Annotated in this window: 18 protein-coding genes; 10 read left to right on the top strand and 8 right to left on the bottom strand. The window is 71.4% G+C overall.

Going from position 1 to position 15713, the window contains the following annotated elements:
* Positions 1 to 57 precede the first annotated feature (57 nt).
* From AC068Z_RS19680 to AC068Z_RS19665, 4 genes are all read right to left on the bottom strand, one after another.
* Positions 58 to 768, bottom strand: coding sequence for an HAD family hydrolase (locus AC068Z_RS19680; protein ID WP_478556899.1), 711 nt, complete (start codon positions 766 to 768; stop codon positions 58 to 60).
* Between the two features lie 46 nt (positions 769 to 814).
* Positions 815 to 1531: a phosphatase PAP2 family protein gene (locus AC068Z_RS19675; protein WP_478556897.1), complete on the bottom strand. Its 717-nt coding sequence runs from the start codon at positions 1529 to 1531 to the stop codon at positions 815 to 817.
* A gap of 56 nt (positions 1532 to 1587) precedes the next feature.
* Positions 1588 to 2526 (bottom strand): M56 family metallopeptidase, encoded by a 939-nt coding sequence (locus tag AC068Z_RS19670; RefSeq protein WP_478556895.1) that lies wholly within the window; start codon positions 2524 to 2526, stop codon positions 1588 to 1590.
* Between the two features lie 104 nt (positions 2527 to 2630).
* A complete protein-coding gene (locus AC068Z_RS19665) occupies positions 2631 to 3158 on the bottom strand; it encodes a DUF5134 domain-containing protein (protein ID WP_478556893.1) in 528 nt (175 codons plus the stop codon).
* 171 nt (positions 3159 to 3329) lie between these two features.
* Between AC068Z_RS19665 and AC068Z_RS19660 the strand changes: the two genes are divergently transcribed.
* Together AC068Z_RS19660 and AC068Z_RS19655 are read left to right on the top strand one after the other, a co-directional pair.
* A complete protein-coding gene (locus tag AC068Z_RS19660) occupies positions 3330 to 4919 on the top strand; it encodes an FUSC family protein (RefSeq protein ID WP_478556891.1) in 1590 nt (529 codons plus the stop codon).
* Positions 4916 to 5428, top strand: coding sequence for a MarR family winged helix-turn-helix transcriptional regulator (locus tag AC068Z_RS19655; RefSeq protein WP_478556889.1), 513 nt, complete (start codon positions 4916 to 4918; stop codon positions 5426 to 5428). Before AC068Z_RS19660 ends, AC068Z_RS19655 begins: the two co-directional genes overlap by 4 nt.
* Positions 5429 to 5453: 25 nt before the next feature.
* Here AC068Z_RS19655 and AC068Z_RS19650 read toward each other — a convergent pair whose 3' ends face one another.
* A complete protein-coding gene (locus tag AC068Z_RS19650; protein ID WP_478556887.1) occupies positions 5454 to 6503 on the bottom strand; it encodes an aldo/keto reductase in 1050 nt (349 codons plus the stop codon).
* Between the two features lie 88 nt (positions 6504 to 6591).
* Positions 6592 to 7359, bottom strand: a complete 768-nt coding sequence (locus AC068Z_RS19645; protein ID WP_478556885.1) for a VOC family protein — start codon at positions 7357 to 7359, stop codon at positions 6592 to 6594.
* A 133-nt stretch (positions 7360 to 7492) separates the two neighbouring features.
* Here AC068Z_RS19645 and AC068Z_RS19640 point away from each other — a divergent pair, with 133 nt between their 5' ends.
* From AC068Z_RS19640 to AC068Z_RS19630, 3 genes are read left to right on the top strand one after another with little or no spacing between them, the layout of a single operon-like run.
* A complete protein-coding gene (locus AC068Z_RS19640) occupies positions 7493 to 7735 on the top strand; it encodes a hypothetical protein (RefSeq protein ID WP_478556884.1) in 243 nt (80 codons plus the stop codon).
* Positions 7707 to 8231, top strand: coding sequence for a DUF6879 family protein (locus AC068Z_RS19635; RefSeq protein ID WP_478556882.1), 525 nt, complete (start codon positions 7707 to 7709; stop codon positions 8229 to 8231). The genes AC068Z_RS19640 and AC068Z_RS19635 overlap by 29 nt, the downstream gene beginning before the upstream one ends.
* 13 nt (positions 8232 to 8244) lie before the next feature.
* Complete coding sequence (locus AC068Z_RS19630) at positions 8245 to 9096, top strand: helix-turn-helix domain-containing protein (protein ID WP_478556880.1); 852 nt, start codon at positions 8245 to 8247, stop codon at positions 9094 to 9096.
* 580 nt (positions 9097 to 9676) lie between these two features.
* On the opposite strand, the gene AC068Z_RS19625 is transcribed toward AC068Z_RS19630, so the two are convergent.
* Entirely contained in the window at positions 9677 to 10069 is a 393-nt protein-coding gene (locus AC068Z_RS19625; protein ID WP_478556878.1) for a VOC family protein, read from the bottom strand.
* A gap of 112 nt (positions 10070 to 10181) precedes the next feature.
* On the opposite strand from AC068Z_RS19625, the gene AC068Z_RS19620 reads away from it, so the two are divergent.
* Complete coding sequence (locus tag AC068Z_RS19620) at positions 10182 to 10721, top strand: GNAT family N-acetyltransferase (RefSeq protein WP_478556876.1); 540 nt, start codon at positions 10182 to 10184, stop codon at positions 10719 to 10721.
* A gap of 2 nt (positions 10722 to 10723) precedes the next feature.
* Here AC068Z_RS19620 and AC068Z_RS19615 read toward each other — a convergent pair whose 3' ends face one another.
* Positions 10724 to 11407, bottom strand: coding sequence for a glycerophosphodiester phosphodiesterase (locus AC068Z_RS19615; RefSeq protein WP_478556874.1), 684 nt, complete (start codon positions 11405 to 11407; stop codon positions 10724 to 10726).
* Positions 11408 to 11799: 392 nt separating this feature from the next.
* On the opposite strand from AC068Z_RS19615, the gene AC068Z_RS19610 reads away from it, so the two are divergent.
* The 4 genes from AC068Z_RS19610 to AC068Z_RS19595 all read left to right on the top strand — a co-directional run bounded on the left by AC068Z_RS19610 (position 11800) and on the right by AC068Z_RS19595 (position 15703).
* Entirely contained in the window at positions 11800 to 13197 is a 1398-nt protein-coding gene (locus tag AC068Z_RS19610) for a DUF6421 family protein (RefSeq protein WP_478556872.1), read from the top strand.
* 35 nt (positions 13198 to 13232) lie between these two features.
* The gene (locus tag AC068Z_RS19605; RefSeq protein ID WP_478557277.1) at positions 13233 to 13985 is read left to right on the top strand and encodes an SDR family NAD(P)-dependent oxidoreductase; all 753 of its coding nucleotides are present in this window, start codon (positions 13233 to 13235) and stop codon (positions 13983 to 13985) included.
* Entirely contained in the window at positions 13982 to 15052 is a 1071-nt protein-coding gene (locus AC068Z_RS19600; protein ID WP_478556870.1) for a threonine aldolase family protein, read from the top strand. Before AC068Z_RS19605 ends, AC068Z_RS19600 begins: the two co-directional genes overlap by 4 nt.
* A gap of 78 nt (positions 15053 to 15130) precedes the next feature.
* The gene (locus AC068Z_RS19595) at positions 15131 to 15703 is read left to right on the top strand and encodes a transglutaminase-like domain-containing protein (RefSeq protein ID WP_478556868.1); all 573 of its coding nucleotides are present in this window, start codon (positions 15131 to 15133) and stop codon (positions 15701 to 15703) included.
* Positions 15704 to 15713: the final 10 nt, after the last annotated feature.

The following is a 15713-nucleotide window of genomic DNA, read 5'->3' as shown; positions in this document are numbered from 1 at the left end:
CGGGGGATCGCCTGAGGCAGGCGTGCGCTTTCCCCGATGGTGGCCTGGGGCGACTTCTCAGGCGCCGTCGCGCCGGCCGCGCCCGACCAGCTCCAGCACCGGCCGCAGGCCCTCCGGCCGCTCGGCCGCCGGAAGATGGTCCACGAAGTGCACCCCGCAGCCCAGCGCCGCGGCCCCGCCGTCCGCCCTGCGGTCGTCGCCGACCATCAGGACCTCGCACGGATCGGCGCCGAGTTCGGCGCAGGCGGCCCGGAAGAGACGGGGGTCCGGCTTCTGGACGCCGTGCTCGAAGGACAGGACGTAGACGTCCACATACCGGTCGAGGCCGTGCTCGCGGAAGACCGGGCGCAGGTCCCAGCCGATGTTGCTGACCACGCCGATCCCGATCCCGCGGTCCCGCAGCGAGCCCAGTACGTCGGCCGCGTCGGGGTACGGCTCCCAGGCGGACGGCGTCATGTGGCGCTCGTAGAGCGTGTCGTGCAGCCGTTCGTCGGGCAGCCTGACGTGCCGGGACAGACCCGTGTACGCGGCCCGGTGCAGCTCCTGGCTCTTGTCCCGGACGCCCCAGACGCTCGCCACGTCCTCCGGCAGCCACGCCGGGCTCGCCCCGCCCGGCAGCGCCCCCATCCGCTCCAGCGCCCGCGCCGTCTCGGCCAACTCCGTCTCGCTCAGCTCCACTTCCCGCTCGGCGAGCGCCCCGCGCAGCCAGGTCTCGGTGGACTGGACGCGGAAGAGGGTGCCGGAGAAGTCGAACAGGACTGCGATCATGCTCGAACCCTACGGGGGAGTCGACGGCCCGCGCGGGCAGATCGGTTCAGTCGTCGTCCGGTGCGTGGTCGGTGGCCGAGCGCTCGGTCGTCCGGGGCCGCCGTCGGCCGTACAGGGACACCGCCAGCGCCACCAGCGCGGCGCCGAGAAGCCAGCCGCCGATGACGTCCGTCGCCCAGTGCACGCCCAGCCAGACCCGGGTCAGACCGACGCCGACGACCGACACGACGGCCACCGCCACGGCCGTACGCCACACCGCGCGGCCCACGCCCGCCCGGTGCAGCAGGTACAGCAGGAGGCCGCACACCACGGTGGCCGTCATGGCGTGCCCGGAGGGGAAGGCGGCGTAGTGGGCGGAGTCGACGGGGTCCGGCCAGACCGGGCGGGAGCGGTCCACGGCGGCCTTCAGGCCCTGCTGGAGCGCGGTGCCGAGCGCGGTGGTGACCACGAGCCACACGGCCGCCCAGCGCGCCGCGTGCCGCCACAGCAGCCACAGCACGACGACCGCGCAGAGGATGCGCATGGTCCACGGGTCCCAGACCCAGTCCGTGAGGATCCGGAACGTCTGGGTCAGCCCGGACTCGGCGACCGCCCAGCGGTGAGTGGTCTCGGCGATGTCGCCGTCGAGTGTCATGAGCGGGTGCCACCGGACCGCCACCAGCGCCAGCAGCAGCGCGGAGCACAGCGCCAGGGCGGCGGCCCAACGGACGGAGGGCCTGCGGATCGACGGGCGGGTCGGGGAGTCGACGGACTGGGTGTGCATACTGCGATCCTCGCCGACTCCTGGGTCCGTAGGCCAATACGGGAGTCGATACCGGCCTATCCCAGCGCCCGCAGCCCCGGCACGAAGGCCACCACGACCGGCACCACGGGCACCAGCGCGGCCGCCGCCGTCAGGCGCAGCCGACGTGCCGCCGTGAGCCGGTCCGGGGGCGTCAGGAGCCGGGTCACCCGCTGCGGCACATGCCCGTGCGCGGTCGGGCAGGGGCCGAACACGCCCCGGTCCTCGTTGAGTTCGACCAGGGCCAGCGCGGTGGTGAGGCGGCCGAAGCGGCGGGAGGCCATGTCGTCGGCGGCGAGTTCGACCAGGCGGTGCATCTCGTCGCGGAACGCGGCGAACACCGGCACCTGCGGGAACGCGGTGGCCAGCGCCGCCGAGGAATGCAGCAGCCAGTCGTGCCGGGCCCGGGCGTGGCCCTGCTCATGGGCGAGTACGGCGTCCAGCTGCCGGCCCTTCAGGCGGCGCAGCGCGGCCGTGGTGACGACGAGCCGAGGGGCCGTGCCGGACAGCCACCAGGCGTCCGGGCGCTCGCCCTCCAGGACCACCAGCCGGTGGTCGGGACCCGGCTCCTCGCCGGGCAACAGCGGTGCCCGCAGGAGGAGTTCGGCCCGGCGCCGCCGACGCCGGGCCCGTGCCCGCGCGACCTCGCGCACCAGCATCACCGCGCTCCACACCGCGCCGCAGGCGAGCGCCACCGCGGTCGTCGCCGCCCAAGGACCGGCCACGCCTAGGGCGTAGGCCTCCACGACGGTCCGCGGCGCGGGCGCGAAGACCTGCCCGCGCACCGCCTCCCAGGCCGCGGCGGCGCTCAGCGTCATCGACAGCGCGCAGCACAGCAGTACGGCCACGACCACGCACTGCCACACCCACAGCGCCACGACCGGTTCGCGGTCCTGCCAGTCGGCCCGGGCGAGCAGTCGGGGCGCGGCCACGGCGGTCAGGGCGCCGAGCAGCAACAGTGCCGCGGGGACCATCATGTGCGAAGCCTATGAGCGCCGGGGCGCCCTGGGCAGGGGCGGCCGCGGCGAAGTGACCCATGCCACGGGGATCGCATGGAGTGCGGCGTGGCGAGCGGTGGGGCTCACATGGTGAGCAGCATCGCGACCATGGCGATCCCCATCGACAGCCGGCACGCCCGCGCCAACTCCGGCCGGTCGCCCAGGCGCAGGGCGCCGCCGCCCGCGGTGACGGGGACCAGCCGGACGCCGGTCAGCAGTACGTACCCGGTGAAGTACAGCAGCAGTACGCCCGTCAGCAGCGGCACGCCGGAGGCGCCGTGGCCGGGGGAGGCGGCCATCGTGACCGCCATGTAGACCATGGCCGAGGCGCCCACCAGGTGGTGCAGGTGGTGCGAGCTCGTCCGCGCCGCCCACAGCGCGCGCAGCGCCGCCGCGCCGAAGACCACCGCGTAGACCGGCCAGGTCCAGGCCGGTGGGGTGAAGACCGCGGCGGGCACGGCCATCGCGGCCATGCCGAAGCCCATTAGCGCCTCGCCGCCCGCGGACCGGCGCTGCTCCTCGACGTCGCTGCGCATGCGCAGCAGGCAGTAGGCGCCGGTCGCCGCGCACAGCGCGACCAGCAGCCAGCCGGGCGAAGCCGGTAGATGCACACGCCCTCCCCGCTCGACGGTGCTGCCGGGCAGTCGCCCGGGTCGGTCGGAGACTGCCCGGGCCATGCGGCGCGCACGCGAGCGCAAGGGTGTACACGGGGAGCATTCACGGGAGCACGGCAGGTCACCCCATATGCTTTACGAGTAAAACACCTGCTAAGGTTGTACGTCATGAGCAGTGCGACCCCACCTCGACGTCTCCGGCCGGCCGGTGTGCTGCGCCTCGGCCGCCCCTCGGAGATCTGGTTCAAGCCCGCCCTGAGCGTCGTCGCGGCCGTCGCCCCGCCCAACCTGCTCCTGCTGGCGCTCGGCCGCCTCGACCTGGCGATGTACACGATGGCCGGGTCCCTGTGCGCCCTCTACGCCCACAACCGCCCCTACGCGGCCCGCGCCCGCGCACTGGCCTGGGTCGTCGCGGGCATGGTCGGCGGTCTCGCCGTAGCGCTCGTCACCGCGTCGCTGACCTCCAGCGCGGTCGTCCTGGTCACCGTCGGAGCCCTGCTGGCCGCCGCCCAGAAGGCACTGTGCGACGCCACCCGCATCGGACCGCCCGGCAACGTGGTCCTCACCTTCATCACCTCCGCCGCCCTGTTCGCCCCGCAGAGCCTCACCCAGGTCCCCGCCCATCTGGCGCTCGCCGTCGTGGCCGGTGCCTGGGCCTGGATCGTCGGCATGGCGCCGGGCCTGGTCCGCCCGCACGGACCGGAGCGCCGGGCGACCGCGGCCGCGCTGAACGCGGCAGCGGCCCATGCGAGCACCCGCGACGGCCGCACCCGCGCCCAGGCCGCGGCGGCGATCCAGGCGGCCTGGCAGTCGCTGCTCTCCGCCGGTCGCCGCTCCGCCACCCGCAGCGCCCTGGAACGGCTCGTCGTCAGCGCCGAGGTCGCCCTCGCGGCCCCCGCCGACGCCGACCCCGAGCGGCTGCGCGGCTGGGCCCGGGACCTGCGCGGCACCGGAACCGTGCCCGAAGAACTGCTGGGCGTCGCCGCCGAGTCCGCCGTACCACGAGAGCCGCTGTGGCACCGCCTGCGCCCGCTGGCGCCGCTCGCCGCGCGCACCGCCCTCGGCTGCGCCCTCGCCGGATACGCCTCGCTCGCCCTCGGCATCGGCCGCCCCTACTGGGCGCTGGTCACCGCCGCCGCCCTCTACCAGGCCAACCTCACCCTCACCTGGAGCCGCGGCGTCCAGCGGGTCGTCGGCAACCTCGCCGGCGTCCTGTTCTTCGCCGCCCTCGCACCGCTGGCCCACCTCGGCCAAGCGGCCCTCGTCCTGTGCTGCGTGGCGCTGAACTTCGGCGCCGAGGCGCTGATCAGCCGCAACTACTGGCTGGGCAGCGTCTGCGTGACCCCCATGGCACTCCTGATCACCGAGTTCACCGGCTTCCAGGAACCCGGCGCACTGATCACCGAGCGGGTCGTGGACACCCTGGTCGGCGCCGTCCTCGGCTTCCTCGCGGCCCTGGTCGTCACCGACCGGCGCGCGGGCGACCGGGTCGAGCGGGCGCTGGCGACCGTGGAACGCGCGCGGGAGCAGGCCGCCCGTCTGCTCGCCGAGCCGCAGGCCGCGCCCGCCGACGTGGCCGCCGCTCACCGGTCCCTCGCGGTCGCCCTGGTCGACCTGCGCGCCACCGTCGACGCCGCTTCCGGCGACTGGTGGCGGCGCGCCCTGCCCCTGGAGCGGGTCGTGCTCGCCGAGCGGGCCGGGCACCGTACGCTCGCGGCGACCACCCGACACCGGATCAAGGAAGGCGTACGACCATGACGGCAGCCGACGAAGGCAGAGGACCGGCCGACACGGTCGCCGCCGTGGTCCGGCAGTGGCGGGCCGTCCACCCCGGCCTCGACACCGGGCCCATGGAGATCATCGGCCGCATCAACCGCTGCGCCGCCCTCCTCCAGCAGGCCGAGGACGCGCCGCTGCGCCGGGCCGGACTCAGCCGCCCCGAGTTCGACCTGCTCGGCGCGCTGCGGCGCACCGGGCACGAGCTGACCCCCAGCGAACTGGCCCGCGAGACCTTCTCCTCGGGCGCGGCCGTCACCAAGCGCCTCAAGCAGCTCACCGAGCGCGGCCTCGTGGAGCGCCGCGGCGACGCCCGGGACCGCAGGGTCGCCCACGTCCGCCTCACCGACGCCGGGCGGGACCTCGTGGACGGCATCCTGCCGGAACAGCTCACCTACGAGACGACGGTGCTGTCCGGCATCGAGGACAGGGAGCAACTGGCCGCCCTGCTCGCCGAGTTGCTCGTACGTCTGGAGGGACTGCGGTTGTGACGCGGGCTGCGGTTGTGACGTGCGCTCAGAGCACGTCGTGTGCCGTACGGCGATGGGTGGAGCGACGGTCGTCGATCCGCGTCCAGCGGTCGCCGTAGATGTTGCGGGTGATCTGCGGCTCCCGGACGAAGTCGTGCGGGAAGCCCAGGGGGACCGCGCTCACCGCGTCCAGGCGGGCCACCGCGTCCGCGTCGAGACGGACGTCGACGGCGCCGAGGTTGTCGGTGAGCTGGCTCTCCTTGGTGGCGGCGATGATCGGAACGACATTGCCGGGCCGGCCGAGCAGCCAGGCCAGGGCGACCTGGGCCGGGCTCCAGCCGCCCGCCTCGGCGATGTCGAGGACCGCGCTGACGATCTCCTCCTCGCGGGGATCCGGCTCGCCGTTCGCCGCGAGCCGTCCGCTCTCGCCCCGGCGGTACTTGCCGGTGAGCCGCCCCGCCGCCAGCGGCGCCCAGGCCAGCACGGCGAGGTCGAACGCCCGCGCCTGCGGGAGCAGTTCACGCTCCGGGGTGCGCTCCAGCAGGCTGTACCGCAGCTGAGAGCCGGCGAACGCGGTCCAACCCCGCAGCTCCGCCAGCGTGTTGGCCTGGGCGATCTCCCAGGCCGGCCAGTCCGAGACGCCGACGTAGAGCACCTTGCCGGCGCGCACGAGGTCGTCGAGGGAGCGCATGACCTCCTCGACGGGGGTGAAGTTGTCGCGGGCGTGCACCCACAGCACGTCGAGCCGGTCGGTGCGCAGCCGCCGCAGGCTCGCCTCGACCGACTGGAGCAGGTTCTTGCGGTGGTTGCCCGCCGCGTTGACGTCGCCGTCGCGGATGCCGCAGGTGTACTTGCTGGCCAGCACGAACTCGTCGCGCCGCCCTGCCAGCAGCTCGCCGAGGATCCGCTCCGAGCTGCCGTCGGTGTAGTTGTTCGCGGTGTCGACGAAGTTGCCGCCCGCCTCGGCGTAGGCGTCCAGGATCCGGGCGCTGGTCTCCTTGCCGGCGCCCCAGCCCCAGTCGTCGCCGATGGTCATCGCCCCGAGGCTCAACTCGCTGACCCGCAGCCCGGTCCTGCCGAACAGTGTGTACCGCACGTTTCCATCCCTTCGGGCGGTTCGTGCGACCGACGCTAGGTGCTGGAGCGCGCTTCAAGGCAAGGCGGGTCAGCCGGGGGCAGGCGCCTCAGTCGGCGTAGTCCGCCGCGCGGTAGACGCCGAACATGGCGCCCTGCGGGTCGCGCAGGACCGCGATCCGGGGGCCGTCGGGGACGGACGTCGGTTCCATGAGGACGTTGCCGCCGGCCTCGGTCGCGGCGGCCGTGGCGTCGTCGACGTCGGCCACGGCGAAGTACGGCAGCCAGTGCGCGGGCACCTCGTGCGGGAACTTGTCGTCCATCGTCACCATGCCGCCGAAGTCGGCGCCGTCGATGCCCCACTGCGTGTAGTGCTCCGAGGCGTTGACGCTCCAGCCGAACAGCGCCTGGTAGAAGGCCACGGCCCGTTCCGGCGCACGGGTCATGAGCTCCACCCAGCCGAGCGAGCCGGGCGCGTTGAACAGCCCGGCGCCGGGGAAGGCGCGGGCCTGCCACATCTGGAAGGCGGCGCCGGTCGGGTCGAGGACCACCGCGAACCGGCCCACGTCGAACACGTCCATCGGACCGACCAGCACTGTCGCGCCGGACGCCTCCGCCCGCGCCGCGGTGGCGTCGACGTCGGCCACCAGGAAGGACACGTTCCAGGCGACCGGCTGGGACTCCTGGTACAGCGGGGTCAGCGCGGCGACCGCCGCCTCCCCCAGGTGGGCCATCGTGTAGCCGCCCGCCTCCGCGCGCGGGTCGGTCTCGGGACGCCAGCCGAAGAGCCGGGTATAGAACCGCTTGGCGGCCTCCACGTCACTGGTCCCCAGCTCGGTCCAGCAGGGTCCGCCGATCACCGCCTTGTCGAGCTTCATGACATTCCTTCCGAGAGCCCGTCCCCCTCCAGCACGCTAAGCCCCACACCGCGGTACGCGCCATTGACGGCGACGGCCGATGGCGTGATGGTTTGTAGAACATTGCGCAATTCGCGAGCCAACGGAGGTCATCATGCCCCTACGGTTCTTCGGCAAGGACCCTGAGACCAACGGCGATCACTGCCCCACGGTGTGGTTCGACGAGACGCGGCAGGAGTTCGTGTTCCAGGGGTGGAAGGCGGACGAGGAACTTCAGGCACAATGCCTTGCCACGGGGCCGATCCCCCACACGGAGGCAGTCGTTCGACTGCCCGCCCGCATGGTGCAGCAGATCAGGGAGGCGTGTGATGCCGCCGCAGGCGCCACCGTTCGCTGATCTGCTCGCGGGGTGCTCTCGGTCTGCCGTCCACCTGGAGGCGCGCGACGTCTACGGCGTCGAGGAGGAGGACGCGGATTTCGCAGCATGGCGCGCTGGGCATCGGCACGACCTGGCCGACCGGGCGTCATGGTGGAACCCGTTCCATGGCGTGGTGGCCGATGCCGTGGGCCGCGGAGTCGTGGTGCGTCGCGCCCGGGTCGTATCGGAGCCCGTGAGTGACTACATCCGATTCGAGCACTCGTGCACGCCGCAGAACCTGGCGGCCGGCGAAGACGTCCGGTGGTTGCCCCGACGTCTGGCATCCGATCTGCTCCTCCCCGGCAACGATCTGTGGATCTTTGACGGTCGCCTCATCCGGTTCAGCCTCTTCGCCGGGGACGGCCGGTTCGTCGAGGACGTCATGAGCGACGCCCCTGACGTCGTGAAGCGCCACTCGGAGGCGTTCGAAGCCGTCTGGGAGCGCGCCGTTCCGCACGAGAACTACAAGATCTGAGCGCCGCCGGCCGATGCAACCTCCCTACCCGTCTTCCGCCCTCGACGAGGCTCGCCGCTCGATCGCGGAGAAGCTGCGTGAGATCCGGCGTGACGCGGGCCTGACGGGTAGAGAGGTCGCGGCTCGGGCGGGGTGGCAACCCTCGAAGATCTCCCGCATCCAGAACGCCACCACACCACCTTCCGACGACGACATCCGGACGTGGTGCACGGTGTGCGGCGCAGACGACCGGATCCCCGATCTGATCGCCGCCAACCGCACGGCTGACTCGATGTACGTCGAGTGGCGCCGCGTGCAGAGGAGCGGACTCTTGCGGCTCCAGGAATCACGCATCCCGCTCTACGAGCGGACGACGAGGTTCCGCGTTTACAGCTCGACTGTCATCCCGGGCTTCGTCCAGACCCACGAGTACGCGGCGGCACTGCTCGGGAACGTCGCGCGCGTACACGGGGCGCCTGACGACGTGGCCGACGCGGCGTCCGCGCGAGTCGAGCGTTCGCGTGTGATCCGTGAGGGCGGCCGACAGTTCGCCTTCCTCCTGGAGGAGTCCGTCCTCCGCCACGTCGTCGGCGATGCCGCGATCATGGCCGGCCAGCTGGGCCATCTGCTCTCCGTGATGGCGCTGCCGTCCGGGTCCGTCGGGATCATCCCCGCAGGCCGCGAGCGGAGTATGTGGACCCTGGAGACCTTCACCCTCTTCGACGAAGAGCGTGTGTCCGTCGAGCTTCTGACAGCCGCTGTCACCGTCACAGCCCCCGGTGAACTCGCCATGTACGCGCGCGCATTCGAGGAAATGGCATCGCTCGCCGTCTACGGAGCCGAAGCCAGGACACTGGTCGCCGCGGCGATCGACGCCCTCGACTGACGTCGCATAGAACTTCATAGAATTCTGTGGAACGGCCTCGCCCTCCCTGCCTAGCGTCATCCGTATCGAGACCGACGGCGGAGGTGTAGGGATGGCACTGGAAGGGGCGCTGAGTGGGCCCGTCACTTTGATGGATCCGCTCAGTTTCGCGGCGCCGGAGCCGGCGGAAGGGTGCGACGTGTGTGCCGCGCTCTTCAGGCAGTGGAGAGCGGCCTCGACGCCCGGGGGTCCGTCGTACGACATGACGCGGGCGACGGACTGCGCGGTCGAGATCCGTCGGCATCCGCATGACCGGAAGCAGCGGGGGCGGGTGTGAGTTCACCGCATCCGAGTTCCCCGCAGCCGTCTGCGCCGGCGACGAGGCTGCAGGCCGAAGGCATTCCCGTGAGGGGGTGGATCGAGTGCGTCCGGTGCCTGGAGGCCGGCGAGGGCGGGAATGACGTCGTGGGGTGGGCGGAGCGGCGTCAGGCCCTCCACCCGCACCACACGCGCTTCCGGACCGTCAGCCAGGCGTACTGGCGGTTGGCGCCCCGGGACGCCCCGTGATGTCCCGTGACGCCCTTCGAGCCCGCAGACCGTGTCAGATGCCCGGGCGGTAGCGGAGGGGATGATCTCCAGGGGTTTCGACGATCACGATCTTGCAGCCGTCCGGATCCGCGATCCACATCTCGATCAGCCCCCACGGCTCCCGCACCGGCGGTCGGACGATCTCCACGCCCTTGGTGAGGAGCTCCTGGTGGGTCGCCTCCGCGTTCTCGACCTGGAGCCAGAGCTGGAGCGCGGGGGAGGGCGGGGTCTCGGAGCGGCCGGAGACCTCCAGGAAGCCTCCGCCGAGGAAGTAGACGGTGCCGCGCTCGGGGCCCGTGCCGAACTCGCGCTGGATGGCGAGGCCCAGTTGGTCGCCGTAGAAGCGGCGGGTGCGGTCGGGGTCGACGGGGTGGAGCAGGATGCGGCTGCTCAGTACATGCACCATGATCCCGGAGCGTAGCGCCAGGGCGTTACTCTCGTCCCTGGCCGCGCGGTGCCTGGAAGCAGCCCGAGGCGGTGCCCAGGAGAAGCAGTGCCTAGAAGGGGAGACCCGCCTCATGGAGACCGCAGCCGGACTGACCTTCCGTGACGCCACCGACGCCGACGTCGACGTTCTCGTCGCGCTGATCGAGTCGGCCTACCGCGGTGAGGCCAGCAGGGTCGGCTGGACCACCGAGGCGGACATCCTCCAGGGTCAGCGCACCGACCCGCAGGGCGTACGGGAGGTCATCAAGGCCGCCGACAGCCGGCTGCTCACGGTCGAACGGGACGGCGAGGTCGTCGCCTGCTGCCAGCTCGAACACCGCGGTACGCACGCCTACTTCGGGATGTTCGCGGTCAGCCCCGCCCTCCAGGGCGCGGGTCTCGGCAAGGCCGTCATCGCCGAGGCGGAGCGCGTCGCCCGCGAGAGCTGGGGCGCCACCGAGATGCACATGACGGTGATCTCCGTACGCGAGGACCTCATCGCCTGGTACGAGCGGCGCGGCTACCGCCGTACGGGAAAGATGACCCCCTTCCCGTACGGCGACGAGCGCTTCGGCATCCCGCAGCGCGACGACCTCCGGTTCGAGCTGCTGACCAAGGAACTCGGAGCCTGACGTCAGGCGGTGAAGCGTCCCGTGCGCTTGATCTCGGGATAGTCGGTGGTCGCGCCGTCGAGTTCCAGGGCGCGTACGAGGCGCAGGTGGTCCTGGGTGTTGACCACCCAGCCGATGATCCGGAGGTTCGCCTCGCGGGCCTCCTCCACCACCTCCAGGGTGAGCCGGCGGATGTTCAGGCAGACCGTTTTTGCGCCCACCTCGACGGCCCGCTCCACGATGTCGGTGCCGTAGCGGCTGCCGATCAGCGCGGTGCGGACACCCGGCACGAGGCGGGTGATCTCGGCGACCGCCTCGTCGTGGAAGGAGGACACCTCCACCCGGCAGAGCAGGTCCCGTCGCCCCATCACCTCGGCCAGCGCCCGTGCCGCGGCCACGTCCTTGATCTCGGCCTGCAGCGGAGCCGCGACGGCGTCCAGGACCTCCTCGAACACCGGCACCCGCTCGCCCTTGCCCGCGTCGAGCGCGCGCAGCTCCGCGAGGGTCTTCTCGGCGATGGGGCCGCTGCCGTCGGTCGTGCGGTCCACCTCGGTGTCGTGCATCACGACGAGATGGCCGTCCTTGCTCAGATGCAGATCGAGTTCGATGACGTCGAGGCCGGCCTGCTGGGCGGCGACGAAGGAACGGAGGGTGTTCTCGGGCTCGACACCCATCACTCCGCGGTGACCGATGGTAAGGAAGTTCAAGGTTCGACTCGCTTCCGTCGACGGCGGCTCGGCGCGCGCACGACCGGAACGGGACGTTCGCGCGGCAGGGCCGCAGCCTAACCGCCGGGACCCCGGATGAAACCCGTGCGTACACGCGGGATCGGGGCGGTGGACGGAAGGATCCGGCCAGTACCTGGCCGACGCTCGGGCTGACCCCGGTGGCCGGTCACCCGGCCGTGGGCGAGTCTCACGCGCATTGACCGGCCGAATCGTTGCGCCTACCCCGAGAGAGTGCCGCAACCCCTTCCGGCAGGAAAAAGTTCGGTGACGATAGGGGTTGCGCAGGATAATTTCCCGAGGTCCCTCTTGCTGAGAGAAACCTCGTACGCATACGGTGTCCTTACGCGAGGTTCTCCCGTGGAGGATGGGACATGACGGAAATTCTTGTGCAGTCGGGTGTGGGGGAGCAGGTTGCTCCTGTGGCCAGGGTGGTGGAGCACCCGGCATGGCCCGTGCTCAAGGATGCCGTGGAGCAGATCCGGCCATGGCAGTCCAAGGACGGGTCGATCGACTTCGCGGCCGAGGATGCCCCGGCCGCCGCCGACGCCGAGGCCGTCGTGGCCCGGATCGTGACCGCCGTCGAGGAGCTGTCGCCGCTGCTGCCGCACGACGCGGCCTACCACAAGGCCCTGGTGCGGGACCTGGGCCGCTGGGCCGAGGGCGGCTTCGAGGTGCCCGACTTCCTGGACTCGCTGCTGGCCTTCCAGCCCGCCGCGAACCGCGCGGACGGCCTCCAGCACCTGGTGGTCTTCCCGATGTACACGCAGAACGGCAACCCCGACCGCAATCTGGAAGCGGTCGTGCTGCGCATGGTCTGGCCGGACTGGCTGGCCGAACTGGAGCGCACCCGCTACGACAACCCGCTGTTCTGCGGCATCAAGTTCGAGGACTTCACGGCCGGCTACGACACCAACTCCGCCGTGCTCTTCCCCGAGACGATCGCCGTGCGCGAGGCGCCGGAACGATTCACCTGGGGCGGGATCTTCTGCGACCGCGAGGCCGCGCGCTTCCGCCGGGTCACCGACGCCGCCGTCGACATCCTGGGCCTGGAGCTGCCCGAGGACATCGCCGCGATGGTCCACGACCAGAAGCGCTGCGAGGAGGCCTTCGTCCTGTGGGACATGGTCCACGACCGCACCCACAGCCACGGCGACCTGCCGTTCGACCCCTTCATGATCAAGCAGCGCCAGCCGTTCTGGATGTACGGCCTGGAGGAGCTGCGCTGCGACCTCACCGCCTTCAAGGAGGCCGTGAAGCTGGAGGCCGAGGGCGTCCCGCAGGCCCGTGACGTGCAGTACGCGGTCCTGTTCGACCGGATGTTCCGCTTCCCCGTCACCGGCGACCGCAACCGCAACTACGACGGCCTCGGCGGCCAGCTGCTCTTCGCCTACCTGCACAAGCACGACGTCGTCCGCTGGACCGACAACAAGCTCTTCATCGACTGGCAGCGGGCCCCGCAGGTCACCAACGAGCTGTGCGGCGAGATCGAGAAGCTGTACCGCGACGGCATCGACCGCCCCAAGCTCGTGCACTGGTTCGCCGGCTACGAACTGGTCTCCACCTACCTCGCCCCGCACCCCGGCTCCAAGTGGGCCAAGGGCCCCGACGCCCTGGACCTGAGCCTGCCGCCGCGCAAGCTCGTGGATGACGTGCTTCCGGACGAGTTTCCGCTGAGCATGTTCTATGAGGCACTGTCCAAGAAGCTCAAGAACGTGATCGCCTCCGCGAAGGGCATCACGGCGGACAGCGCCGAGCGGGTCGCCGCGTGAGCGACCGTACCGAGGACGTGGCTCAGGAGGGCAAGATGGCGAACGGAAACGGGCCGCTCAGCGGTGCGGTGATCGCGGTGGCCGGGGCGGGCGGACCGGCCGGCCGGGCGGCGCTGCTGCGCCTGGCCGAGGCGGGCGCCACCGTCGTCGGCTCCGACAACGACCCCGAGCGGCTGGCGGCGGCCGTGGACGCGGCCAGCTACGCGCACGGCGGCGCCACCGTCGTCGGCGACACGGTCGATCTGCTGGACCTGAACTCCACCCGCGACTGGGCCACCCGGATCGAGAAGGACTTCGGCCGCGTCGACGGCCTGGTCCACCTCGTGGGCGGCTGGCGCGGCAGCGAGACATTCACCAAGACCAGCCTCGACGACTGGGACTTTTTGGAGCTGCTGCTCATCCGCACCGTGCAGCACACCTCCCTGGCCTTCCACGAGGCGCTCCAGCGCAGCGACCGGGGCCGGTACGTGCTGATCAGCGCGGCCGGGGCGAGCAAGCCGACCGCGGGCAACGCCGCGTACGCCGCGGGCAAGGCCGCCGCCGAGGCCTGGACGCTGGCCATGGCCGACTACTTCAAGAAGGCCGGGGGCGCGGAGGGCCCGACCTCGGCGGCTGCGATCCTGGTGGTGAAGGCGTTGGTGCACGAGGCGATGCGCGCCGAGCGGCCCAACGCGAAGTTCGCGGGCTTCACCGACGTCACGGACCTCGCCGAGGCCATCGCCGGCGTCTGGGACAAGCCCGCAGCCGAAGTGAACGGACAGCGTCTGTGGCTCACCGAGAAGCCGTGAACCCCCCGAAGACCGATGCGCGTCGCCATCACGACCCGGAGCTGCGCGGCTTCGCCAGCGACAACTACGCCGGCGCGCACCCCGAGGTCCTCGCCGCCCTGGCCCTGGCCAACGGCGGCCACCAGGTGGCCTACGGCGAGGACGTGTACACGGAGAACCTCCAGACGATCATCCGCAGCCACTTCGGTCCTACGGCGGAGGCGTTCCCGGTCTTCAACGGCACCGGCGCGAACGTGGTCGCGCTCCAGGCGGTCACCGACCGCTGGGGCGCGGTGATCTGCGCCGAGAGCGCCCACATCAACGTGGACGAGGGCGGCGCGCCCGAGCGGATGGGCGGGCTGAAGCTGCTCACCGTGCCCACGCCGGACGGCAAGCTCACCCCCGAGCTGATCGACCGGCAGGCCTGGGGCTGGGAGGACGAGCACCGCGCGATGCCGCAGGTCGTCTCGATCACCCAGAACACGGAGCTGGGCACGCTCTACACGCCCGAGGAGATCCGCGCCATCTGCGACCACGCCCACGCGCGCGGCATGAAGGTGCACCTCGACGGCTCCCGGATAGCCAACGCGGCGGCCTCCCTGAACGTCCCGATGCGGACCTTCACCAACGCCGTCGGCGTCGACATCCTCTCGCTCGGCGGCACCAAGAACGGCGCCCTGTTCGGCGAGGCGGTCGTGGTGATCAACCAGGACGCCGTCAGCCACATGAAGCATCTGCGCAAGCTGTCCATGCAGCTCGCCTCCAAGATGCGCTTCGTGTCGGTGCAGTTGGAGGCGCTGCTCGCCAAGGACCTGTGGCTGCGCAACGCCCGGCACGCCAATGAGATGGCGCAGCGCCTCGCCGAGGGCGTCCGCGCGGTGCACGGCGTCGAGATCCTCTACCCCGTGCAGGCCAACGCCGTCTTCGCCCAGCTCCCGCACGACGTGAGCGTCCGTCTGCAGAAGCGGTTCCGGTTCTACTTCTGGGACGAGGCCGCGGGCACCGTGCGCTGGATGTGCGCCTTCGACACCGTCGAGGACGACGTGGACGCCTTCGTGGCGGCGCTGAAGGAGGAGATGGCGCGGTAGCCCCTGGTAATGCATAGGTATGCGGTCGCCCGGAAAAGCATTGACTCCCGGGTGATCGCTTTCCTATGCTCTGCGGCCATGGAGCTCATCCAGGAAATCCCCGACCTCTCCGCCTACTTGGCTGCCGACGAGGCCATCGATCACGACCATCCGACGGTACGGCGGACGGCCGCGCGACTCGCCGGCCAGGCTGAGGACTCGTATGCCTATGCGCGGCTTGCCTTCGAGTTCGTACGCGACACCATCCCGCACTCCCAGGACTCCGGCGACCTTCGGGTGACGTGGCGCGCCTCCGACGTACTGGAGCAGGGGACGGGCATCTGCTACGCCAAGTCCCATGCGCTGGCGGCGCTGTTGCGGGCCGAGGACATCCCCACCGCGCTCTGCTATCAGAAGTTCGACGTGGTGCACGGTCTGGTGGCGGTGCGCTTCAACGGCGCCTGGCATCGGCAGGATCCCCGTGGCAACAAGCCGGGTGTGGACGCGCGGTTCTCCCTCGACGGGGAGCGGCTGGCCTTCCCCGTCGACCCGAAGTCCAATGAACTGGACTACCCAGTCCTGTACGCTAAACCTCACGCTGCGGTGCTGGGCGCCCTCCGAAGCGCCACCGACCGGCCGCACCTGTGGCAGATCCTCCCGACCGCACTCTGAGGCAAGGCCG

The sequence above is a fragment of the Streptomyces sp. NPDC043726 genome, from assembly GCF_056436565.1.
This window is presented reverse-complemented; position numbering and strand designations above follow the sequence as displayed.

Coding starts and splice junctions, on each gene's coding strand:
- AC068Z_RS19645 (WP_478556885.1), bottom strand. CDS start 7,359: ATGAAGCTCGACAAGGCGGTGATCGGCGGACCCTGCTGGACCGAGCTG.
- AC068Z_RS19675 (WP_478556897.1), bottom strand. CDS start 1,531: ATGCACACCCAGTCCGTCGACTCCCCGACCCGCCCGTCGATCCGCAGG.
- AC068Z_RS19595 (WP_478556868.1), top strand. CDS start 15,131: ATGGAGCTCATCCAGGAAATCCCCGACCTCTCCGCCTACTTGGCTGCC.
- AC068Z_RS19680 (WP_478556899.1), bottom strand. CDS start 768: ATGATCGCAGTCCTGTTCGACTTCTCCGGCACCCTCTTCCGCGTCCAG.
- AC068Z_RS19620 (WP_478556876.1), top strand. CDS start 10,182: ATGGAGACCGCAGCCGGACTGACCTTCCGTGACGCCACCGACGCCGAC.
- AC068Z_RS19625 (WP_478556878.1), bottom strand. CDS start 10,069: ATGGTGCATGTACTGAGCAGCCGCATCCTGCTCCACCCCGTCGACCCC.
- AC068Z_RS19655 (WP_478556889.1), top strand. CDS start 4,916: ATGACGGCAGCCGACGAAGGCAGAGGACCGGCCGACACGGTCGCCGCC.
- AC068Z_RS19610 (WP_478556872.1), top strand. CDS start 11,800: ATGACGGAAATTCTTGTGCAGTCGGGTGTGGGGGAGCAGGTTGCTCCT.
- AC068Z_RS19670 (WP_478556895.1), bottom strand. CDS start 2,526: ATGATGGTCCCCGCGGCACTGTTGCTGCTCGGCGCCCTGACCGCCGTG.
- AC068Z_RS19660 (WP_478556891.1), top strand. CDS start 3,330: ATGAGCAGTGCGACCCCACCTCGACGTCTCCGGCCGGCCGGTGTGCTG.
- AC068Z_RS19635 (WP_478556882.1), top strand. CDS start 7,707: ATGCCGCCGCAGGCGCCACCGTTCGCTGATCTGCTCGCGGGGTGCTCT.
- AC068Z_RS19605 (WP_478557277.1), top strand. CDS start 13,233: ATGGCGAACGGAAACGGGCCGCTCAGCGGTGCGGTGATCGCGGTGGCC.
- AC068Z_RS19630 (WP_478556880.1), top strand. CDS start 8,245: ATGCAACCTCCCTACCCGTCTTCCGCCCTCGACGAGGCTCGCCGCTCG.
- AC068Z_RS19640 (WP_478556884.1), top strand. CDS start 7,493: ATGCCCCTACGGTTCTTCGGCAAGGACCCTGAGACCAACGGCGATCAC.